We start from the raw sequence: 19,033 nt of genomic DNA on the forward strand, positions 1-19,033 counted from the left end.
ACCAATCCCCGCGCGTCCCTACTCGACGAACAGTCCGCGCGCCGCGGCCCGGGCGTCGAAGGCCTCCAGGCGCGCCTGGGCGTCCGGCAGCGCGTCCGCCATCGCCTCCAGCAGCACCCGGCCCAGCAGCATCGGCGCGCACGCCGTGTCGAAGGCCAGCCCGGTCCCGACCGGCGCCGGGATCAGCAGGTCGCTGTGGCGGGCCACCGGGGCGAACGCCGAGTCGGCGACCGTCACCACGGTCAGCCCGGCGGCACGCCCGTGTTCGAGTGCCTCCGCCACCTCCCGCGGATGCCGGGGCAACGCGAAGCAGAGCAGCGCCGACGCCCCGGCGGTCACGGCCGCGTCGATCCGGTCGGCGAGCATGGAGCCGCCCTCGTCGAGGAGCCGTACGTCGGGGTGGACCTTGGCGGCGAAGTACGCGAACCCGCGCGCCTGCGAGGACGCGGCCCGCAGCCCGAGCACCGGCAGCGGGGTCGATCCCGCCAGCAGCCGTCCCGCCTCCACGACCGGCGCGGGATCGGCGAGCATCGCCGACAGCCGGCGCAGGTTCTCGATCTCGCCCTGGACGGCCTGTTGGTACTCGTTGTACGCGTCCGCGCTCCCGCCCTCACCCTGCCCGACGGGCGCCACCTCGCGCAGGTGTCGGCGCAGCGCCGGGTACCCGTCGAAGCCGAGCGCCACCGCGAACCGGGTCACGGACGGCTGGCTCACTCCGGCCAGCTCCGCCAACTCCACGCTCGACAGGAACGGCACCTCCGCCGCCCCGCGCACCATGCAGTGCGCGATCCGCCGCTGCGTCGGCGTCAGCCGGTGCCCCTCGAAGAGCTTCTGCAGCCGCGCGGCCGGGCTGTCGCTCATCCCGTCCCCTCCGTCCCCGTCCCGGTGAATATTCAGTCACCGAGCACTCTGCATGCGGATATGCAGGACGGCAAGCCGCCGGCCGCTCCGCGAGACGGGGGCCAGCCCCAGTGCCGGGGCGCCCTGCGCTGCCTAGCCTGGGCGCATGGAGCGCCAAGAGCTGAAGAAGGAACTCGACGCGACGCTGGACGCGCGGCGGGAGCTGGGGTCCGAGTACGAGTCCGCGCTGGTGGACTCGTTCGTCGACAAGGTGGACGTCCAACTCCGCCGGCGGCTGGCCGAGGAACGTCTGGCGGCCCGCGGCGACCGTCGTGCGGCGTCCTCGGACACCAACTTCGGGGAACGCTTCGGGTTCGCCGTCATCACGCTGGTGCTGGCGATCCCCCTCTCCGCCATCGCCGCCGTCCAGGCCGGGTTCAAGGGCCTGCTGGTGGCGTGGGCGGGCATCGTGGCGGTGAACTTCGTCCACGCGACGAAGTCCTTCCGCCCCAGGGGCGAGTGAGCGGGCTCCGGAGGCGAACCGAGCCCCGGCACCCCGGCGAGTGAGCCGAAGGGGCGCGCCCGGGGAACGGGCTCCTCGCGCGGAAGACCGCGAGGAACGAGCGGTATGAGCACGTGGAGCCTGTGAGTCGGGCTGCAGGCGCCCCGGAGGCGAACCGAGCCCTCAAAAAATGGGTAAGCGCGGGGACCGCCGCACCCCGGTTGCCCGGGGGCGGGACGACGGCGGTCCCCGCGATGGACACGGGCCGGGTCAGGGCCGTCCGCATCCATGGCGTCGTCACGGTCCGGGAGCCGCTCCGGAGCCACGCCGACACCAGTCGGTGGGCCGGCGAGGAGCGTTTCGCGTTCTCGCCGACAACCACCACTGTGCCGGGGCCGTGTTAAGCCGGTGCTGCCGTCACGTGTCGGGCCCGTACCGTTTGCGCGTCGGGCTTACTTCGCGCCCTTGGCGAGGAACGCCAGCAGGTCCTGGCGGCTCACGACGCCGGTGGGCTTGCCTTCGACCAGCACGATCGCCGCGTCGGCCTCGCCGAGGACGGCCATCAGTTCGGAGACGGGTTCGCCGGATCCGACCTGCGGCAGGGGTGCGCTCATGTGCTTCTCCAGCGGGTCCCCGAGGGAGGCCCGCTGGGCGAACAGCGCCGCCAGGAGTTCCTTCTCGACGACGGAGCCGATGACCTCGGCGGCCATGACGTCGGGGTGACCGGCGCCCGGCTTGACGATCGGCATCTGCGAGACGCCGTATTCGCGCAGGACCTCGATGGCCTCGCCGACGGTCTCCTCGGGGTGCATGTGGACGAGGGAGGGAATGCCGCCCTCCTTGTCCTTGAGGACCTCGCCGATGCGGGCGGAGGGGCCCGCTTCCTCCAGGAAGCCGTGTCCGGCCATCCACTCGTCGCTGAAGATCTTGCTGAGGTAGCCGCGGCCGCTGTCGGGCAGCAGGACGACGACGACGTCGTCCGGGCCGAGGCCTTCGGCGGCGCGGAGCGCGGCGACGACGGCCATGCCGCAGGAGCCGCCGACGAGGAGGCCCTCTTCCTTGGCGAGGCGGCGGGTCATCTGGAAGGAGTCCTTGTCGGACACCGCGATGATCTCGTCGGTCACGTTCGGGTCGTAGGCGGTCGGCCAGAAGTCCTCGCCGACGCCTTCGACGAGGTAGGGGCGGCCGGATCCGCCGGAGTAGACCGAGCCCTCGGGGTCGGCGCCGATGACCTTGACCTGGCCGCCGCTGACCTCCTTGAGGTAGTTGCCGGTGCCGGAGATGGTGCCGCCGGTGCCGACGCCCGCGACGAAGTGGGTGATCTTCCCGTCGGTCTGGTCCCACAGCTCGGGGCCGGTGGTCTCGTAGTGCGAACGGGGGTTGTTCGGGTTGCTGTACTGGTCGGGCTTCCAGGCGCCGGGCTCGCGCGCGAGGCGGTCGGACACGTTGTAGTAGGAGTCCGGGTGCTCGGGGTCGACGGCGGTCGGGCAGACCACGACCTCCGCGCCGTACGCGCGCATCACATTGATCTTGTCCATGGACACCTTGTCAGGGCAGACGAAGATGCACTTGTAGCCCTTCTGCTGGGCCACGATGGCGAGTCCTACACCGGTGTTGCCACTGGTCGGCTCCACGATGGTGCCACCGGGCTTGAGGGCACCGCTCTGCTCGGCGGCCTCGATCATCCGGACGGCGATGCGGTCCTTGACCGATCCGCCGGGGTTGAAGTACTCGACCTTGGCCAGGACGGTCGCCTGAAGCCCTTCGGTCACGCGGTTGAGCTTCACCAGCGGGGTGTTGCCGACGAGGCTGATCATCGAGTCGTGGAATTGCACCATGTTCTCCAAGGAGGGGACTCCACGGGTTCTCCGGGAGGTCCGGCCAGAGTATGCGGAAAGGGATTGACCGACCGGCACTACGGGGCAGGAAGGTCTTCGAGGCCAGGCACGGAAGCGAGGTGGCTTGAAGGGTGTCCAGGGCGAGGACGGCCCGCCGGATCGCGGCGGGCGCGGCGTACGGCGGGGGCGGGCTCGGGCTCGTCGGGGCCGCCGCGGTGGGTTTGGTGCTGGCGGAGGTGCAGTTCGCGAAGCGGACCGTGGGCACCGGTCTGCCGGATCCGCCGCGTGCGGACGGCCTGTACGGGAGCGAGTTCGGCGGGCCCGAGCTGAGCCCGGGGCCGCTGCGGATGGGCATGTTGGGCGACTCCACGGCGGCCGGGCTGGGGGTGCGGCGGGCCCGCCAGACCCCGGGCGCCCTGCTGGCGTCGGGGCTGGCGGCGGTGGCGGAGCGGCCGGTGGAGCTGCGCAACGTGGCCCTGTCGGGGGCGATGTCGGACGACCTCGACCGGCAGGTGGGCCTCCTCCTCGACGGCGTGGAGGCGGGCGCGCCCGCCCCGGACGTCTGCGTGATCATGATCGGTGCGAACGACGTGACGCGCCGGATGCCGCCCACCCAGTCGGTCCGGCTGCTCACCGCGGCCGTCCGTCGGCTGCGGCTGGCGGGGGCCGAGGTCGTCGTGGGCACCTGCCCCGACCTGGGCACGATCGAGCCCGTCTACCAGCCGCTGCGCATGCTGGCCCGGAGGGTCTCGCGCCAGTTGGCCGCCGCGCAGACGATCGGCGTCCTCGCCCTGGGCGCCCGTACGGTCTCCATGGGGGACCTGCTGGGCCCCGAGTTCGCGGCGAACCCGCGTGAGATGTTCGGCCCGGATTCCTACCACCCGTCGGCGGAGGGGTACGCGACCGCCGCGATGGCCGTCCTGCCGACGCTGTGCGCGGCGCTGGGGCTGTGGCCGGAGTCCGACCGCCTCGACGTCTCGCGCGACGAGGACATGCTGCCGGTGGCGAAGGCGGCGTCCGCGGCGGCGGGCGAGGCCGGTACGGAGGTCACGGCGGCCCGGGGCCCGTGGGCCCTGCTCAAGCACCGGCGCCGGCGGCGGGTGCCGACCGATCCGGACATCGGCCAGCCCCCGGGCGAGGGAGAGACGCCGGCGGGTCTCTCCGGCAGTCGGACGGGCGCGTAGGCCGCCCTTCTCAGGATCTTGCCGGGCCCCCGATCGGCCCGGGGGTCCGGGTGCACGGCGTCCGGATCCGGCTCGCGGGACCCGCCGTGAGCGCAGTGCGGCCCTCATCACATGCCGAGGCCGGTGACCTCGACCGTACGGGCCGGTAACTTCACATGCGGTCCGACTTGAGCCGCAACGCACCCCCTTGGAGCCCCGATGCCCGAAGCCGTCATCGTTTCCACCGCCCGCTCGCCCATCGGGCGCGCCTTCAAGGGGTCCCTCAAGGACGTCCGCCCGGACGACCTGACCGCCACGGTGATCCAGGCCGCGCTCGCCAAGGTCCCGGGGCTGGACCCGCGCGAGATCGACGACCTGATGCTCGGCTGTGGCCTCCCGGGCGGCGAGCAGGGCCACAACCTGGGTCGCATCGTGGCCGTGCAGATGGGCATGGACTACCTGCCCGGCACGACGATCACCCGCTACTGCGCCTCCTCGCTGCAGACCTCCCGCATGGCCCTGCACGCCATCAAGGCGGGCGAGGGTGACGTGTTCATCTCGGCGGGCGTCGAGATGGTCTCCCGGTCCGTGAAGGGCTCCTCGGACGGTCTGCCGGACACGCACAACCCGTTCTTCTCGGACGCCGAGGGCCGTACCGCGGCCGTCGCGCAGAGCGAGGGCGCGTCCTGGCACGACCCGCGCGAGGACGGTCTGGTCCCGGACGCGTACATCGCGATGGGTCAGACCGCCGAGAACCTGGCCCGTGCCAAGGGCGTGACCCGCGCGGACATGGACGAGTTCGGCGTCCGTTCGCAGAACCTGGCCGAGGAAGCCGTCAAGAACGGCTTCTGGGCGCGCGAGATCACCCCGGTCACCACCCCGGACGGCACGGTCGTCTCCACCGACGACGGGCCGCGCGCGGGGGTCACCCTGGAGGGTGTCCAGGGTCTGAAGCCCGTCTTCCGCCCGGACGGCCTGGTCACGGCCGCCAACTGCTGTCCGCTGAACGACGGCGCCGCGGCGCTGGTGATCATGAGCGACACGAAGGCGCGCGAGCTGGGCCTGACCCCGCTGGCCCGCATCGTCTCCACCGGTGTCACCGGCCTCTCCCCCGAGATCATGGGCCTGGGGCCGGTCGAGGCGTCGAAGCAGGCCCTGAAGCGGGCCGGCCTGACGGTGGACGACATCGACCTGTTCGAGATCAACGAGGCCTTCGCGGCCCAGGTCATCCCCTCCTACCGGGACCTGGAGATCCCGCTGGAGAAGCTGAACGTCAACGGCGGAGCCATCGCCGTCGGTCACCCGTTCGGGATGACCGGTGCCCGCATCACCGGCACCCTGATCAACAGCCTGCAGTTCCACGACAAGCAGTTCGGTCTGGAGACGATGTGCGTGGGCGGCGGCCAGGGCATGGCCATGGTGATCGAGCGGCTGAGCTGAGCCGGAGCGGCTGAGCCGAGCCGGAGCGGCTGAGCCGGGCGGGCCGGGCGCGCCTGCCGCTGAAGCAGGGGGTCCCCTCGTCACGAGGGGGCCCTTCGCTCCGTCCGGATCGTCGAGGCGCGGGTCGGGGGCGAAAAGTGGTCGGGCCGTGCGGTAGTGGGCTCGGGACGCTGTGCGACGGCGCCGGAGGCTCTCCATGCGGGCCGGCGCATACCTGATCAAGCTCGGCGCCCAGGCGCCGTAAGGATTTCGGCCGGATGCCGCCCGCCGTACTGACGCCGAATCTAATCCCGTCGCGGCCGAGCTGTGACCGAATCTCCCCCAGGATGTGACCTTTGTCCCGGGGGTTTGGCATTTGTGCAGGTCAGACCGCACCCGCTACAGGCCCCAAGGCCGAAAGACCTGTCCAATTCATGACGTAATGCACTGCCTGCCATTCCCAGCAGAGGTCAAGCTGATGTAGGAAGTCGGGGGATCGAATCAACCGGGAGTTAGTCAGTGAGCGCCATGTCTCTTGCCCTGCTGCTGACCACGGCCGCTGCCACGGCCGTGGGCGCCGCTGCGCTGCACGCCGTACACGGACTGCGAAAGCAGGTCACGGCCCTGCGCGGTGAGCTCGTCGTGTCGTCGCACCCGCGCGGTGCGACCGTCCCGCACGCCCGCAGCGCCGTCGAGTCCCCCGCGGCGGAGATACGAGCCGCCGTGGCCGAAGCCCTCGCCGAGGAGCGCGAGCGCGAGCTGGCCGAGGCGCGGGCCTTCTGGGCCGCGCAGGAGGCCCGTGACGCCGCCGACGCCCCCTCGCTGCTCGGCGGTCTGCCGGGGCTCGGCGAGGAGAACCCGGTCTTCCTGCCCCGGCAGGCGGACATGGTGGGCCTGGAGCCGCTCCTGGGCGACGAGATCCTCGACGAGTACCCGGAGGACTCCCCGGAGCTGGCGGCGGCCCGTAGGCGCCACCCCTCGCACCCCGATTTCGTGCCCGTGCAGGCCTCCCACCCGGGAGCGGACCACGAGCGCACGGTGAACCGCCTGGAGGAGCTCGCGGAGGCCCGTACGGCCCTCGCGGACGTCCGTCCGGGCCCGCTGGGCACCCTGGACGTGTACGTCTTCACGGACGGCACCACGCTCTGCATGACCCCGGGGCACCGGGAGACCGCCGAGCGCCTCTCCGAGGCCCTGCGTTCGGGCACCGCGCCGGTGCTGCTGGGCGGCTCGGGGATCTCCGGCGCCTACGCGCTGACGTTCTCCTGCGGTGACTCCGAGGACCCCGACAACAACGTCTACATCCTCGCGGACCGCGTCATCGCATCGCTCTGATCTCCGCCTGCTCCACCAGTCGCACGGCCTCGTCCAGCATCGCGGACGGGGCCTTCGCGTCGTCGGGGGCGGGTGCGGCGGCGGTGGCGCGCAGCGCCTCCGCGAGGTCCAGTCCGGCGACCGCCACCTGGTCCCCGACGACGAAGATGCCCGCGTCCGGCACGACACGCGCCGGAGCCGCCCCCGGGGCCGCCCCCGCTTCCGCGGCGCTTGCGGCGGACTCCAGCCGCTGGGCCCGTACGGCCAACTCGCGGGCCAGTTCCAGCGCCTCGGCGGCGGCGCCGCGCTGGAGTCGGCTCTGCGGTGTGGCCCGCAGCCGGTCGGCGAAACGTTCGACCACGAGGGTCAGGGGCGAGGTATCGAGCACCCGGCCGACCTTACGCGGCGCCCGGGCACCATTGCCAACGAGCGAACGCTGAGGCACGGTGTCGTGAAGAGAACACGGCGATACCTCCGGAGGCGCCCATGTCCGTAGAGTTCTCCGAGCAGACACACCGCAACATGATCGACAGAATTCCCTTGACCACCGGTCGTGAACTCTCCGACTGGCTCCGCACCGTGGACGACGGCCCCTCCCTCGTCCGGTTCGAGGAGAAGGTCAGCTGGCTGCGCGGCGCGCACGAACTGTCGTACGGCCAGGCCAAGGCGATCATCCACGAGTACGACCTGCGCAGGGCCGCCCGCAGACTGGGCTGAACCCCCGTCACCGCCCCTGCCCCCGTCCCGAGTCCCCGACCGACTCCGCATCCCCCACGAGACACGGGAAGGCCCCGCGAGCATCGTGCTCGCGGGGCCTTCCTGATGCCGTGTGGGCGTCCGCCCGGGGCCTGGGACCGGTACGACTAGTCGTCGCCGGAGAGGATCGAGAAGAGCCGCAGCATCTCCAGGTAGATCCAGACCAGGGTCGTGGTGAGGCCGAAGGCCGCCAGCCACGCCTCCTCGCGCGGGGCGCCGTACGTCACGCCGTCCTCGACCTGCTTGAAGTCGAGGGCGAGGAAGCAGGCGCCGAGGATGATGCCGATGACGCCGAACAGGATGCCGAGGCCGCCGCTGCGGAAGCCCAGACCGTTGCCGCCCGCGAAGATCGAGAAGAGCAGGTTGACGACCATGAGCAGCATGAAGCCCATGGCGGCCGCCATCACGAAGCCGTAGAAACGGCGGGTGACGCGGATCCAGCGCATCTTGTACGCGAACAGCACGCCGGCGAAGACGCAGAGCGTGCCGAGCACGGCCTGGATGACCACGCCGGAGCTGATGTAGGTGCTCACCGCGGCGCTGATGACGCCGAGGAAGACACCCTCGAAAGCCGCGTAGGCGAGGATGATCGCCGGCGAGGCCTTGCGCTTGAAGGACTGGACGAGCGCCAGACCGAACGCGATGAGCATCGCGACGATGGCGATGCCGTACGACTTGTTCAGGTTGGCCGCGTCGACCGGCAGGGCGAGCCAGGCGATGGTCGCGGTGAGCGTGAGCACGCCGAGCGTCATGGCCGTACGGCTCACGACGTCGTCGATGGTCATCGCACCGGCGCGCACCGGTGCCTGCGGCATCCCCGTGGCGGGGTCCGTGGCGTAAGGGTTCGTCGCGTACGGGTTGGTCGCGGTCCCGGCCTGCGCCTGCTGCGCGTCGAAACCCGCGTAGCCGCCGTTGTCGCGGCTGAACCCCCGTCGCGAGAAGACCGGGTTACTGCTCCTCATCTCACTCCTCCATGGCCACCGTGCGCGGCCTTAGCAACAAGAGTAATGCGCTCGCAAAGGAATCACCCTACTGCTGGAGGAGGATCTTTCCCCCTCTCACAGGAGCCCAAAAAGGGCAAGCGGGACCCCGGCCCGCGCGGGGCGACCAGGACGTAGGAGCATACGGCCGCAAGGCCTCCGATGCCCTGCGGACCGGCCGTGACGCCCTTCCGGAGCGGCTCGGGCGCCGATCCGTCGCGTCCTCGATCCGCGCGATCCGCGTATCGCCCGATATCCCCGGTCCGAAACGCCCGGCTATTCGAGGCCTCTCGAATCGCGGAACATTCCGGCACGCCCGAAAGGGCCCTTTCCCGGACCCCTCCCCACGGCCCGCATTCGCCGACACGCCCCGGGGCCGAGGTGCCTCGACCGCGGAGGCCCGACCACCGCCGCGGGAGGGGCGGTCGGGCGGGATCCGCGCCATGGACGGACGAACAGGCGGGCGGGCGCGCGCACGGGTCGGGGCGCGCACGGAAGGCAGGACCGTCAACGGGGCTCGTGGCGGACGGAGTCGGGCACGGGGCAGCCGAACACCCGGGTGGGCGAGGGCCGGTGGTCGGTCGTGGTCGCGTCTCGACAGGACGACGGCGGGGGCGCCCCCCAGGGCACCCCCGCCGTTCACGTGTTTCCCGTCCGCACAGAGCGTGGTCGTGCCCGAAGCCGGACTTGAACCGGCACGGCCCGAGGGCCAGCGAGGTTTAAGCTCGCCGTGTCTGCATTCCACCATCCGGGCAGGGCGTGGCGGCCCCCGTGGAAAAGCCTTCAACGCTGCGTCGAGCCTATCCGGAACGCCCCTGCCCCGACCTGGGCTTCTGCCCGATGTTGTCTGATTTTATTGGCGCTTGAGGGGCCGTCAGGCCCGATAAGGCGTTGTCGGCACCTTCCCGACGACGATCACCCCCGCGATGGGAATGACGGGATTTCGCCGCCGCACGCCACCCGGTCGCCACCGGTCCGCCACCCCGGACCGGTCCGCGCCCCCGAACGGCCGGCGGGGCGGTCGGCGGACGGCCGACCCCCGGAGCTCCCCGAGCGGCTCCCCGGGCACCCCGGAGGCGTTCCGGAGCGGCGTCCCGGGACCGCCCGGCGCCGCCGGCGCGACCCCGCCGCGCGAGCGCCCCTGTCATACCAGAGGAGGAGAAGCCCGGGCCGGCGATCAGACTCCAGTGGGCCCATGAACGGGCACCTCGGCTGATCCGGAGCGGGGTGGTGCGCGGCGAGGATGGAAGGGTCCCGCCACACCGCAGCACCCTTGCTCGACAGGAGTCCCCGTGACCACCATGAACTACGCCCCGCACACCACCCAGGCCGTGGCCGCCCGCGCCACCCAGCTCTCCAAGGTGTACGGCCAGGGCGAGACCCAGGTGGTCGCGCTGGACAACGTGTCCGTCGACTTCGGCGCCGGCCAGTTCACCGCGATCATGGGCCCGTCCGGCTCCGGCAAGTCGACGCTGATGCACTGCGTCGCCGGTCTGGACACCTTCTCGGCCGGTTCCGTGCGCATCGGCGACGTCGAGCTGGGTTCCCTGAAGGACAAGCAGTTGACGCAGCTGCGCCGGGACAAGATCGGCTTCATCTTCCAGGCGTTCAACCTGCTGCCGACGCTGACCGCCCTGGAGAACATCACGCTCCCCATGGACATCGCGGGCCGCAAGCCCGACAAGCAGTGGCTGGACTCCGTGATCTCCATGGTCGGTCTCTCCGACCGGCTCGGGCACCGCCCGACCCAGCTCTCCGGCGGCCAGCAGCAGCGCGTGGCGGTCGCCCGCGCCCTGGCCTCCCGCCCCGAGATCATCTTCGGCGACGAGCCGACCGGAAACCTGGACTCGCGCTCCGGCGCGGAGGTCCTCGGCTTCCTGCGCAACTCGGTCCGCGAGCTGGGCCAGACCGTCGTCATGGTCACCCACGACCCGGTCGCCGCCTCCTACGCGGACCGCGTCATCTTCCTCGCCGACGGCCGGATCGTCGACGAGATGGTCAACCCGTCCGCCGACGGGGTCCTCGACCGCATGAAGGCCTTCGACGCCAAGGGCCGCACCAGCTGAGGGACCGCCCCTCCGCACGTCCTCCGCCGGCCCCCGACACCTGGATCCTCCACCATGTTCCGTACCGCCCTGCGCAACGTGCTCGCGCACAAGGCCAGACTGCTGATGACGGTGCTCGCCGTCACCCTCGGCGTCGCCTTCGTCTCCGGCACGCTCGTGTTCACCGACACCCTCGGCAAAGCCCTCTCGGGCCAGTCCGCCAAGAGCTTCGACAAAGTCGCCGTCTCCGTGACCTCGTGGGGCGCGGGCCGCAACGAGGACGGGGTCCGCGAGGGCGATCCCGGCATCAGCCGGCAGACCGTCGACAAGGTCAAGGCCGTCAAGGGCGTCGACACCGTCTCCGCCCGGGTCTCCGGCTTCGCCGGCGTCGGCGACGAGAACGGCAGGCTCATCGGCGACGGTTGGGCCAACCGGGGCTCCAACTTCGCCCCGGCGAAGGGCGGCCAGGACCCGTCCTACACGTTCGTCGAAGGCTCCGGTCCGACCGCCGCGAACCAGGTCGCCCTCGACAAGGAGACGGCGACCAAGGGCAAGTACAAGGTCGGGGACAAGGTCCGCGTCGCCACCAACGGCCCGGTGAAGGAGTACGTCCTCGGCGGCGTCTTCACCACCGAGGACGGCCAGGTCAACGCCGGCGGCAGCCTCGTCCTCTTCGAGACCGCCACCGCCCAGCAGCTGTACCTGAAGCCGGGCTTCTTCGACGAGCTGTCCGTCAGTGCCGCGGCGGGCGCCTCCTCCGACCAGCTGCTGGCCGACATCAAGCCGCTGCTCGACGAGAAGAACACCCGGGCCCAGACCGGCGCCGAACTCGCCAAGGAGCAGGCCAAGGACATCAAGGCCCAGATGAGCGGCATGAGCACGATGCTGCTCGTGTTCGCCGGCATCTCGCTCTTCGTCGGCATCTTCCTGATCTACAACACGTTCACCATGCTGGTCGCCCAGCGCACCAAGGAACTGGCCCTGCTGCGCGCCGTCGGCGCCAAGCGCGGCCAGGTCGTGCGCTCGGTCCTGACCGAGGCCCTGGTCGTGGGTCTGATCTCCTCCGCGATCGGCCTGGTCACGGGTGTCGGCCTGGCGATCGGCATGCGGTCCCTGATGGACTCCATCGGCGCCAAGATCCCGGCCGGTGACCTGGTCATCGCCCCGGCGACGATCATCGCGGCGCTCGTCATCGGCGTGTTCGTCACCACGGTGGCGGCCGTGTTCCCCGCGTGGCGCACCGGCCGGATCCCCCCGGTCGCCGCGATGGGCAGCGCCCACCTGCCGGCCGACGCCAAGTCCCTGCTCCTGCGCAACATCAGCGGCAGCGTCCTGAGCCTCATCGGCTTCGCGATGACCCTCGGTGGTGTGTCCGTGAGCGGCGAGAACGGCCGGTACCTCATCGGCGGCGGCGCCTTCTTCATCCTCATCGGCCTGATCGTGCTGCTCCCGCTGCTGTCCCGGCCGCTGATCGCCGCCGTGCGACCGCTGCTGGAGAAGGTCTTCGGCGTACCGGGCAAGCTGGCCGCGCAGAACGCCGTGCGCAACCCGCGCCGCACCGCCGTCACCGCCGCCTCCCTCGCCATCGGCCTCACCCTGGTCACCACCCTGTCCGTGCTCGGCATCACCATGGGCAAGGCCGTGGACCGGATGAGCACCGACAAGCTGAAGGCCGACTACAAGGTCTCCATGGCCATGGGTGGCGGCAGCCTGGACGCGTCCGTCGCCGAGGCCCTGGCCAAGGCGCCGGGCATCAAGGCGGTCTCCCCGCAGCGGGCCGACATGCTGAAGATCGGTGAGGACTTCAAGGCGGCCTCCGGCGTCAACCCGAAGGCCATCGGCGACCTGCTCAACATCGACGTGGTCACCGGCTCGCTGGACAGCCTCGCCAAGGGCGAGGTGGCGGTGGCCGAGAAGACGGCGAAGGAGAAGGGGCTGACGGTCGGCTCCACCCTCCAGGTCATGTACGACGACGGCAAGAAGGGTTCGCTGAAGGTCGGCGCGGTCTACAAGGACCTTGAGGGCCTGCTCTCCCCGTACGTCCTCGACGAGAAGATCCTCAGCCCGCACACCGAGACCCCGTACATCCCCGAGGTGTACGTCAACGCCACCGCCGGTGACTCGAAGGCCGGCGAGAAGGCCGTCCTCGACGCCCTCGGCAACAACCCGGCCATCTCCATCGCCACCCAGCAGGACATGCGCAACGAGATGGGCGGCATGATCAACACCGCTCTGAACGTCATGTACGGCCTGCTCGGCATGGCGCTGATCGTCTCGGTGCTCGGCGTGGTCAACACCCTGGCCATGTCCGTCTTCGAGCGGACGCAGGAGATCGGCATGCTGCGGGCGATCGGCCTGGACCGCAGCCGCGTCAAGAACATGATCCGCCTGGAGGCCGTGGTCATCTCGCTCTTCGGCGCGGTCCTCGGTGTCGCCATCGGCATCTTCCTCGCCTGGGCGGTCGGCTCCACCCTCACCGAGACGGTGCCCGACTACGCGCTGGTCCTGCCGTGGGACCGGATCGGCATCTTCCTCCTGCTCGCCGGCGTGGTGGGCGTGCTGGCGGCCATGTGGCCGGCCCGCAGCGCCGCCCGGTTGAACATGCTGACCGCCATCAAGACCGAGTAGCCCGACCGGGACCGGGTTCGAGGCCTTGGCGGGCCACAGGGCGAAGGGCCCCGCGACGTTCACCGTCGCGGGGCCCTTCGTCGTCGTCCGCCGCTCACGGGGCCCGCGGCGCGCCCCACTCCCGGGCGCGCAGCGGCAGTCCCGATTCGGCCCTCGGGCCGGGCCGGACGGCGAGCACCTGGTTGACCCCGAGCCGGTTGTGTTCGAAGCCGAGCGCGGAGGCCGCCATGTACAGCCGCCACACCCGGGCCCGGCCGGGCGAGGTCAGGCGCACGGCCGCGTCCCAGTGGCGCTCCAGGCGGGCGACCCAGGCCCGCAGGGTGAGTGCGTAGTGCTCGCGCAGCGCCTCGACGTCGCGCACCTCGAAGCCGGCGCGTTCCAGTTCGCCCACGGTGCCGCCGACCGGGGAGAGCTCCCCGTCGGGGAACACGTACGCGTCGATGAACTCGTCGATCCGGTAGGCCTCTTCGTCGGGCTCCGGCGGGCGGGCGATCTGGTGGTTCAGGAGCCGCCCGCCGGGGCGCAGCAGCGCGTGCAGGGTGCGGGCGTACTCGCGGTAGCGTTCGGCGCCGACGTGCTCGGCCATCCCGATCGAGGAAATGGCGTCGTAGGGACCGTCCTTGACGTCCCGGTAGTCCTGGATGCGGATCTCGATCCGGTCGGCGAGGCCCTCCTCCGCGACCCGCTTGCGGGCGTACGCGGCCTGCTCGCGCGAGAGGGTGATGCCGGTGACCTGGACGTCGTACTCGCGGGCCGCGTGCAGGGCCATGGAGCCCCAGCCGCAGCCGACGTCGAGCAGCCGCTGTCCGGGCTCCAGGGCGAGCTTGCGGCAGACCAGGTCGAGCTTGTCCCGCTGGGCCTCCTCCAGGGTGCCGCCGGGTCTCCAGTAGGCGCAGGAGTACACCATCGACGGGCCGAGCACCCGCTCGTAGAACTCGTTGCCGACGTCGTAGTGGTGGCTGATGGCCGCGCGGTCGCGGCCCTTGGTGTGGCGGGCCCCGGAACGTCGGACGGCCTCCTCGGGCGGCGGGGCGGGCGCGGGCCACGGCCGGGCCAGGGCGATGAGTTCACGGAGGGCGGCGCGGGCCTCGGGGTCGCGCAGCAGGGCGGTCGAGCCGGAGGCGGCGGCGGCCCGGGCGGGCAGGTGGGGGCGCAGGGCGGCGAGCTTGCCGAGGCCGACGAGCGGCTCCACCGCGGGGCGGGCGGGCGCGGGGTCCGCCTCCCAGAGGAGACCGGCGACGCGGTCCAGCAGCTCGAAGAGGTCTCCGTCGACGGTGAGGTCGCCGGCGACCCACGCGCGGGCCAGTCCGAGTTCCCCGGGCTTCCACAGCACACGGCGCAGGGCACGCCGGTTGGCCAGTACCAGAATGGGCCCGGACGGCGGACCGGCCTCGCTCCCGTCCCAGGCTCGTACGCGGACGGGCAGGGGCGTGCCCAGCAGGGTCTCGGCAAGAGCGGCCAGCCGCGGCGCGGCGTCGGTCATGGTGGGCACCTCCAGAAGTTTCGACCGAACGACCTACCCATTTCCGGCGCCGGACAATCCGGGGGGAACGCCGAAGGGGCCGCCCGCACCACGGATGGCGGGCAGCCCCTTCGGGGACGTGCTGGTCGTGCTCAGGATCCTGCCGGAGCGCGCCGGGTCAGGAGGCCTTGGCCTTGGCGGCCGGTGCGGCGGTGGCCGCCGGGGCCGGCGCCGGCTTGGCGGCCTCGTAGAACTCCTCGCGCGGGGTCTCCAGGGCTCCGAGGGAGACGACCTCGCGCTTGAGGAACATCGCGAGGGTCCAGTCGGCGAAGACGCGGATCTTGCGGTTCCAGGTCGGCATGGCCATGCCGTGGTAGCCACGGTGCATGTACCAGGCGAGCCGGCCCTTGAGCTTGATCTTCATCTTGCCCATGACGATCATCGCGACGCCCTTGTGGAGGCCGAGGCCCGCCACCGCACCCTTGTTGGAGTGCGAGTACTCGCCCTGCGGGAAGCCCCGCATGCCCGAGATGACGTTGTCGCCGAGGACCTTGGCCTGGCGCAGCGCGTGCTGGGCGTTCGGCGGGCACCAGGCGTTCTCGACGCCGGCCTTGCGGGCGGCCATGTCGGGAACCTGGGCGTTGTCGCCGGCGGTCCAGATGTAGTCCGTGCCCTTGACCTGGAGGGTCGGCTCGGCGTCCACGTGACCGCGCGGGCCCAGCGGCAGGCCGAAGCGGGCGAGCGCCGGGTTGGGCTTCACGCCGGCGGTCCACACGATGGTGTTGGAGTCGACCTCGAGGCCGTTCTTCAGCACCACGTGGCCGTCCACGCAGGAGTCCATGGAGGTGTTCAGGTAGATCTCGATGCCGCGGGACTCGAGGTGCTCCTTGCCCCAGGTGCCGAGCTTCGGCCCGACCTCGGGGAGGATCTTGTCGGCCGCGTCCACCAGCACGAAGCGCATGTCCTCGCGCTTGATGGTGGTGTAGTACTTCACGGCGTCGCGGGCCATGTCCTCGACCTCGCCGATGGTCTCCGCACCGGCGAAGCCGCCGCCGACGAAGACGAAGGTGAGGGCCTTGCGGCGGACGTTCTCGTCCGTCGTGGACTCGGCCTTGTCGAGCTGCTCCAGCACGTGGTTGCGCAGACCGATGCCCTCCTCGACGCCCTTCATGCCGATGCCCTGTTCGGCCAGGCCGGGGATCGGGAAGGTGCGGGAGACGGCGCCGAGCGCGATCACCAGGTAGTCGAAGGGCAGCTCGTACGCCTCGCCGACCAGCGGCGTGACGACGGCGACCTTGCGGTCCTGGTCGATGGTCGTGACCCGGCCGGTGAGAACCTCTGCCTTGGGCAGCACGCGTCGCAGCGGGACGACGACGTGCCGAGGCGAGATGCTGCCTGCGGCCACTTCAGGGAGGAAAGGCTGGTAGGTCATGTACGAGCGCGGGTCGACGACCGTGACGGTCGCCTCGCCGTAGCGCATCTTCTTCATGATGCGCTTGGCTGCGTACAGGCCTACGTACCCACCTCCTACAACGAGGATCCTGGGACGCTCCGTGGTGCTCATGGAACGAGTATCCAGCACCCCCAGGGGTGACGCTCGTGAGCCCCTTCACAAGGGGCTGTCCACCCTCTGCTACACTGCGCCGCCCACGTGACCCAGGTCATGGCGGGAAACGGGAACCACGGTGTAACGGGAGACGTTGTACACCAGTCCTGAACTGGCCTGAAGGCCTTCAACCGGAGTAGACCACCGGGTTCGTGGATACCTACCGACGCCCCTCGCCGGCGGCCGCGATTCGCACGAACGCTCGCATGAAACTGCCCTGTGGACCCCCTGAGGGGCCCGAACGCCCCCCACCTTGACCCAACAGGCCTTTTTTCCTTGTGAAGAACTTCACGAACCTGATCGGGGCGAAGGGACTTTCGGCCCCCCAAGCTGCCTTTCGAAGGGTCTCGGCCGGATGGAGCAGCCCGTTGGACGGGTCGGGGGGAGCTTCAGTCGCGAAGCCTGATGCTCCCCCGTCTCCTCGGCCCGTCGAACTTGCGCGGGTCGAGGACAGGCCGCTCGCGGGGCCGACCCGCCTCCAACGCGATCTGCCGCCGCCCGGCCAGCGCGATGCGCCACTGGCCCAGGTCCGGCCGGGTCCCGTGGCCGCCCGCCGCCTTCTCGTAGAGACCGCGCACGGCCTCCGCCCGGCGTTCGTCCAGGACCCCGGGCAGCGGGTCGAGCGGGCGGCCCGGAGCCGCGTACGCGTCCTGCGCGAGGATCCGGCCGACGGCCAGCGCGACCTTGTAGCGGTCGCTGTCCACGGTGGCCGCGCCGGCCGGTGCCAGCGGGTCGCTCCAGTCCGGGGTCTCCGCCTGGGCGAGCACCGGCTCGGCGCCCACCAGGCGGGCCCCGTCGCAGTCGATGAGGTGGACGGCGGGCGCGGGGCGGACCGTCCACAGCACGTTGGCCTCCGACAGGTCGCCGAAGACGAGGCCCGTCGCGTGCAGCCGGTCGACGAGTTCGACGAGCGCGACCACGAGGGCCAATCGCTCGGCCGGCGAGGGCTGGACGACCCCCTGCCAGGCGGCCTTGCCCGGGCGGAGCAGGAAGGCCAGTTCGGTCAGCTTCGTCGAGCCGTCCCCCGTCGCCCACCGCATGGAGGCGGGCGCCTCGTTCATCAGGAACCCGGTGACCCGGCCGGCGTCCACGACACGGCACAGCGGCCAGGCCGTCGACGCGTCCAACCGGTCGCGCTCGTCGGCCCGCAGCCCGAGCCGTACGAGGACCAGCGCGGTCAGCGAGTCCCCCGCGACACGGTGGGGTTCCCGGTAGCTCTTGTAGAGCAGGCCGGGCCAACCGGCCAGCGTGCGCACCTCGCCCTGACCGCCGTCACCGACCTTGTCGAGCGGGTCCAGCAAGGACAGCGCCACGTCGGCGCCGTCGATGACGCTCACGAGTCCCCCTCCCACAGGCAGACGGCGCTGCGGTCGTCGTCGTAGGACTTGACCCGGTACTGGAGCTGCCACAGGAAGTCGGGCAGTCCGGGCGGGGGCCCGCCCCACGCCCCGCGGAGGAAGCCGCGCATCTCCTCCTCTCCCCCCAGCGGCGTCGACAGGCCGTCCGTGCACAGGACGAACACGTCACCCGGCAGGGCCGGACCGAAGAGGTGCGTCTCGGCGACGCGGGTGGTGGGCAGGGCCGCCGTGCGCGTGTCGATGATCCCGGACCCCTCGCCGTCCGCGGCGCCCACCACGTCGAGGTACCAGGTCCCGTCCCGCAGCAGCGCCGCGCCGCCGTCGCCGACGGTGAACAGGGCCCGGTGGCGCACCGCGGGGTCGAGGGGGACGAGCAGCACGCGCAGGGTGGTCGCGTAGTCGCCGGGTCGGTGCCCGGCGGTCGTGGCCGCCCGCACCAGCGACTCGGCGACGCTGCCCACGGCGGAGTTCACGACGGCGGTGAGGGTCTTCTCGTCCCTGGCGCGCAGGGCCCGCGCCAGTTCCCCGGCGTACTCGTCGAGGAAGCGGAGGATCTCGCGGCACACGAGCTGGGATCCGAGGTGCGAGCGCGGTGCCGAGCCGATCCCGTCCGCGACGCCCAGCAGGAGCACCCCGGTGTCCTCGTCCGGCTCTCCCAACCGGGCCACCACCAGCGCGTCCTGCCGGGGTTCCGCGTGGTAGCGGTGGGAGTCGCCCCGCACGGACGCGGCCCGTACCGTCAACGGCCCGTGGGTCGCCCCGTCGACGACGGTGTCCGGGAGGACCGCGCCGTCCACGTCCGCCCGGGCCCCGACCGGCGCCCCGGGCCCGGGCGCGTAGAGCGGGGGCTTGGGCCCGCTGAACGGCGGGTCGCCGAGCACGGCGGGCACCCGCCCGGCATCCGCCGCGGGGGCGGGTTCGGGGACCGCCGAGGGGGCGGGCTCCGGTGATGCGGGAGCGGGCCGCGGGGCGGGGAGCCGCTCGGCGGCCGGCTCGGACTCGGCGGAGACCTCGCGGGGCAGTTCCAGCGGTTCGGGTTCGACGGAGGCGGCCGGGGCCGGCCACCGGGTGTACGTCGCGCCCGTCGGACCGTGCGCGGCGTCGGGTGTCTCCTCTCGCATG

At 71.7% G+C, this 19,033-nt stretch carries 15 protein-coding genes and 1 tRNA gene; 7 read left to right on the forward strand and 9 right to left on the reverse strand.

The annotated features are described in order from the left end of the window. Positions 1 to 18: 18 nt before the first annotated feature. Complete coding sequence (locus OHA84_RS15545; protein ID WP_053681439.1) at positions 19 to 861, reverse strand: MurR/RpiR family transcriptional regulator; 843 nt, start codon at positions 859 to 861, stop codon at positions 19 to 21. Positions 862 to 1,006: 145 nt separating this feature from the next. Between OHA84_RS15545 and OHA84_RS15550 the strand changes: the two genes are divergently transcribed. Further along, positions 1,007 to 1,363, forward strand: coding sequence for a hypothetical protein (locus tag OHA84_RS15550; RefSeq protein WP_053681441.1), 357 nt, complete (start codon positions 1,007 to 1,009; stop codon positions 1,361 to 1,363). A gap of 431 nt (positions 1,364 to 1,794) precedes the next feature. On the opposite strand, the gene OHA84_RS15555 is transcribed toward OHA84_RS15550, so the two are convergent. Then, on the reverse strand, positions 1,795 to 3,177 hold the full coding sequence (locus OHA84_RS15555; protein WP_053681514.1) for a cystathionine beta-synthase: 1,383 nt from the start codon (positions 3,175 to 3,177) through the stop codon (positions 1,795 to 1,797). A 134-nt stretch (positions 3,178 to 3,311) separates the two neighbouring features. Between OHA84_RS15555 and OHA84_RS15560 the strand changes: the two genes are divergently transcribed. The 3 genes from OHA84_RS15560 to OHA84_RS15570 all read left to right on the forward strand — a co-directional run bounded on the left by OHA84_RS15560 (position 3,312) and on the right by OHA84_RS15570 (position 7,097). Next, complete coding sequence (locus OHA84_RS15560) at positions 3,312 to 4,364, forward strand: SGNH/GDSL hydrolase family protein (RefSeq protein ID WP_266971190.1); 1,053 nt, start codon at positions 3,312 to 3,314, stop codon at positions 4,362 to 4,364. 198 nt (positions 4,365 to 4,562) lie between these two features. Next, positions 4,563 to 5,783 (forward strand): acetyl-CoA C-acetyltransferase, encoded by a 1,221-nt coding sequence (locus OHA84_RS15565; protein WP_053681444.1) that lies wholly within the window; start codon positions 4,563 to 4,565, stop codon positions 5,781 to 5,783. A 507-nt stretch (positions 5,784 to 6,290) separates the two neighbouring features. Then, positions 6,291 to 7,097, forward strand: coding sequence for a hypothetical protein (locus OHA84_RS15570; protein WP_199826599.1), 807 nt, complete (start codon positions 6,291 to 6,293; stop codon positions 7,095 to 7,097). Here the strand turns inward: OHA84_RS15570 and OHA84_RS15575 are convergent. Next, positions 7,081 to 7,464: a hypothetical protein gene (locus OHA84_RS15575; RefSeq protein ID WP_266971186.1), complete on the reverse strand. Its 384-nt coding sequence runs from the start codon at positions 7,462 to 7,464 to the stop codon at positions 7,081 to 7,083. The two genes, OHA84_RS15570 and OHA84_RS15575, sit on opposite strands and share 17 nt — an antisense overlap. A 98-nt stretch (positions 7,465 to 7,562) precedes the next feature. On the opposite strand from OHA84_RS15575, the gene OHA84_RS15580 reads away from it, so the two are divergent. After that, positions 7,563 to 7,793, forward strand: coding sequence for a DUF4287 domain-containing protein (locus tag OHA84_RS15580; protein ID WP_053681451.1), 231 nt, complete (start codon positions 7,563 to 7,565; stop codon positions 7,791 to 7,793). 146 nt (positions 7,794 to 7,939) lie between these two features. Here the strand turns inward: OHA84_RS15580 and OHA84_RS15585 are convergent, their stop codons facing one another. Continuing rightward, positions 7,940 to 8,794: a Bax inhibitor-1/YccA family protein gene (locus OHA84_RS15585; RefSeq protein ID WP_053681453.1), complete on the reverse strand. Its 855-nt coding sequence runs from the start codon at positions 8,792 to 8,794 to the stop codon at positions 7,940 to 7,942. 690 nt (positions 8,795 to 9,484) lie between these two features. Beyond that, positions 9,485 to 9,566: transfer RNA gene (locus OHA84_RS15590), tRNA-Leu, on the reverse strand. A 547-nt stretch (positions 9,567 to 10,113) separates the two neighbouring features. Between OHA84_RS15590 and OHA84_RS15595 the strand changes: the two genes are divergently transcribed. Further along, positions 10,114 to 10,878 carry an ABC transporter ATP-binding protein gene (locus OHA84_RS15595; RefSeq protein WP_107089278.1) on the forward strand — a complete coding sequence of 255 codons (765 nt, stop codon included), beginning with the start codon at positions 10,114 to 10,116 and terminating at the stop codon, positions 10,876 to 10,878. A 54-nt stretch (positions 10,879 to 10,932) separates the two neighbouring features. Next, entirely contained in the window at positions 10,933 to 13,485 is a 2,553-nt protein-coding gene (locus tag OHA84_RS15600; RefSeq protein ID WP_053681458.1) for an ABC transporter permease, read from the forward strand. 94 nt (positions 13,486 to 13,579) lie between these two features. Here the strand turns inward: OHA84_RS15600 and OHA84_RS15605 are convergent, their stop codons facing one another. The 4 genes from OHA84_RS15605 to OHA84_RS15620 form a co-directional block, all read right to left on the reverse strand. After that, complete coding sequence (locus OHA84_RS15605) at positions 13,580 to 14,968, reverse strand: cyclopropane-fatty-acyl-phospholipid synthase family protein (RefSeq protein ID WP_266971183.1); 1,389 nt, start codon at positions 14,966 to 14,968, stop codon at positions 13,580 to 13,582. A 157-nt stretch (positions 14,969 to 15,125) separates the two neighbouring features. Next, complete coding sequence (locus OHA84_RS15610) at positions 15,126 to 16,511, reverse strand: NAD(P)/FAD-dependent oxidoreductase (RefSeq protein WP_053681462.1); 1,386 nt, start codon at positions 16,509 to 16,511, stop codon at positions 15,126 to 15,128. Positions 16,512 to 16,942: 431 nt separating this feature from the next. After that, positions 16,943 to 17,890 (reverse strand): hypothetical protein, encoded by a 948-nt coding sequence (locus OHA84_RS15615; RefSeq protein ID WP_266971181.1) that lies wholly within the window; start codon positions 17,888 to 17,890, stop codon positions 16,943 to 16,945. Next, positions 17,887 to 19,032 (reverse strand): protein phosphatase 2C domain-containing protein, encoded by a 1,146-nt coding sequence (locus OHA84_RS15620; RefSeq protein ID WP_266971179.1) that lies wholly within the window; start codon positions 19,030 to 19,032, stop codon positions 17,887 to 17,889. Before OHA84_RS15620 ends, OHA84_RS15615 begins: the two co-directional genes overlap by 4 nt. Between the last annotated feature and the right edge of the window lies 1 nt (position 19,033).

The organism is Streptomyces sp. NBC_00513 (genome assembly GCF_041431415.1).
Lineage (GTDB): Bacteria > Actinomycetota > Actinomycetes > Streptomycetales > Streptomycetaceae > Streptomyces.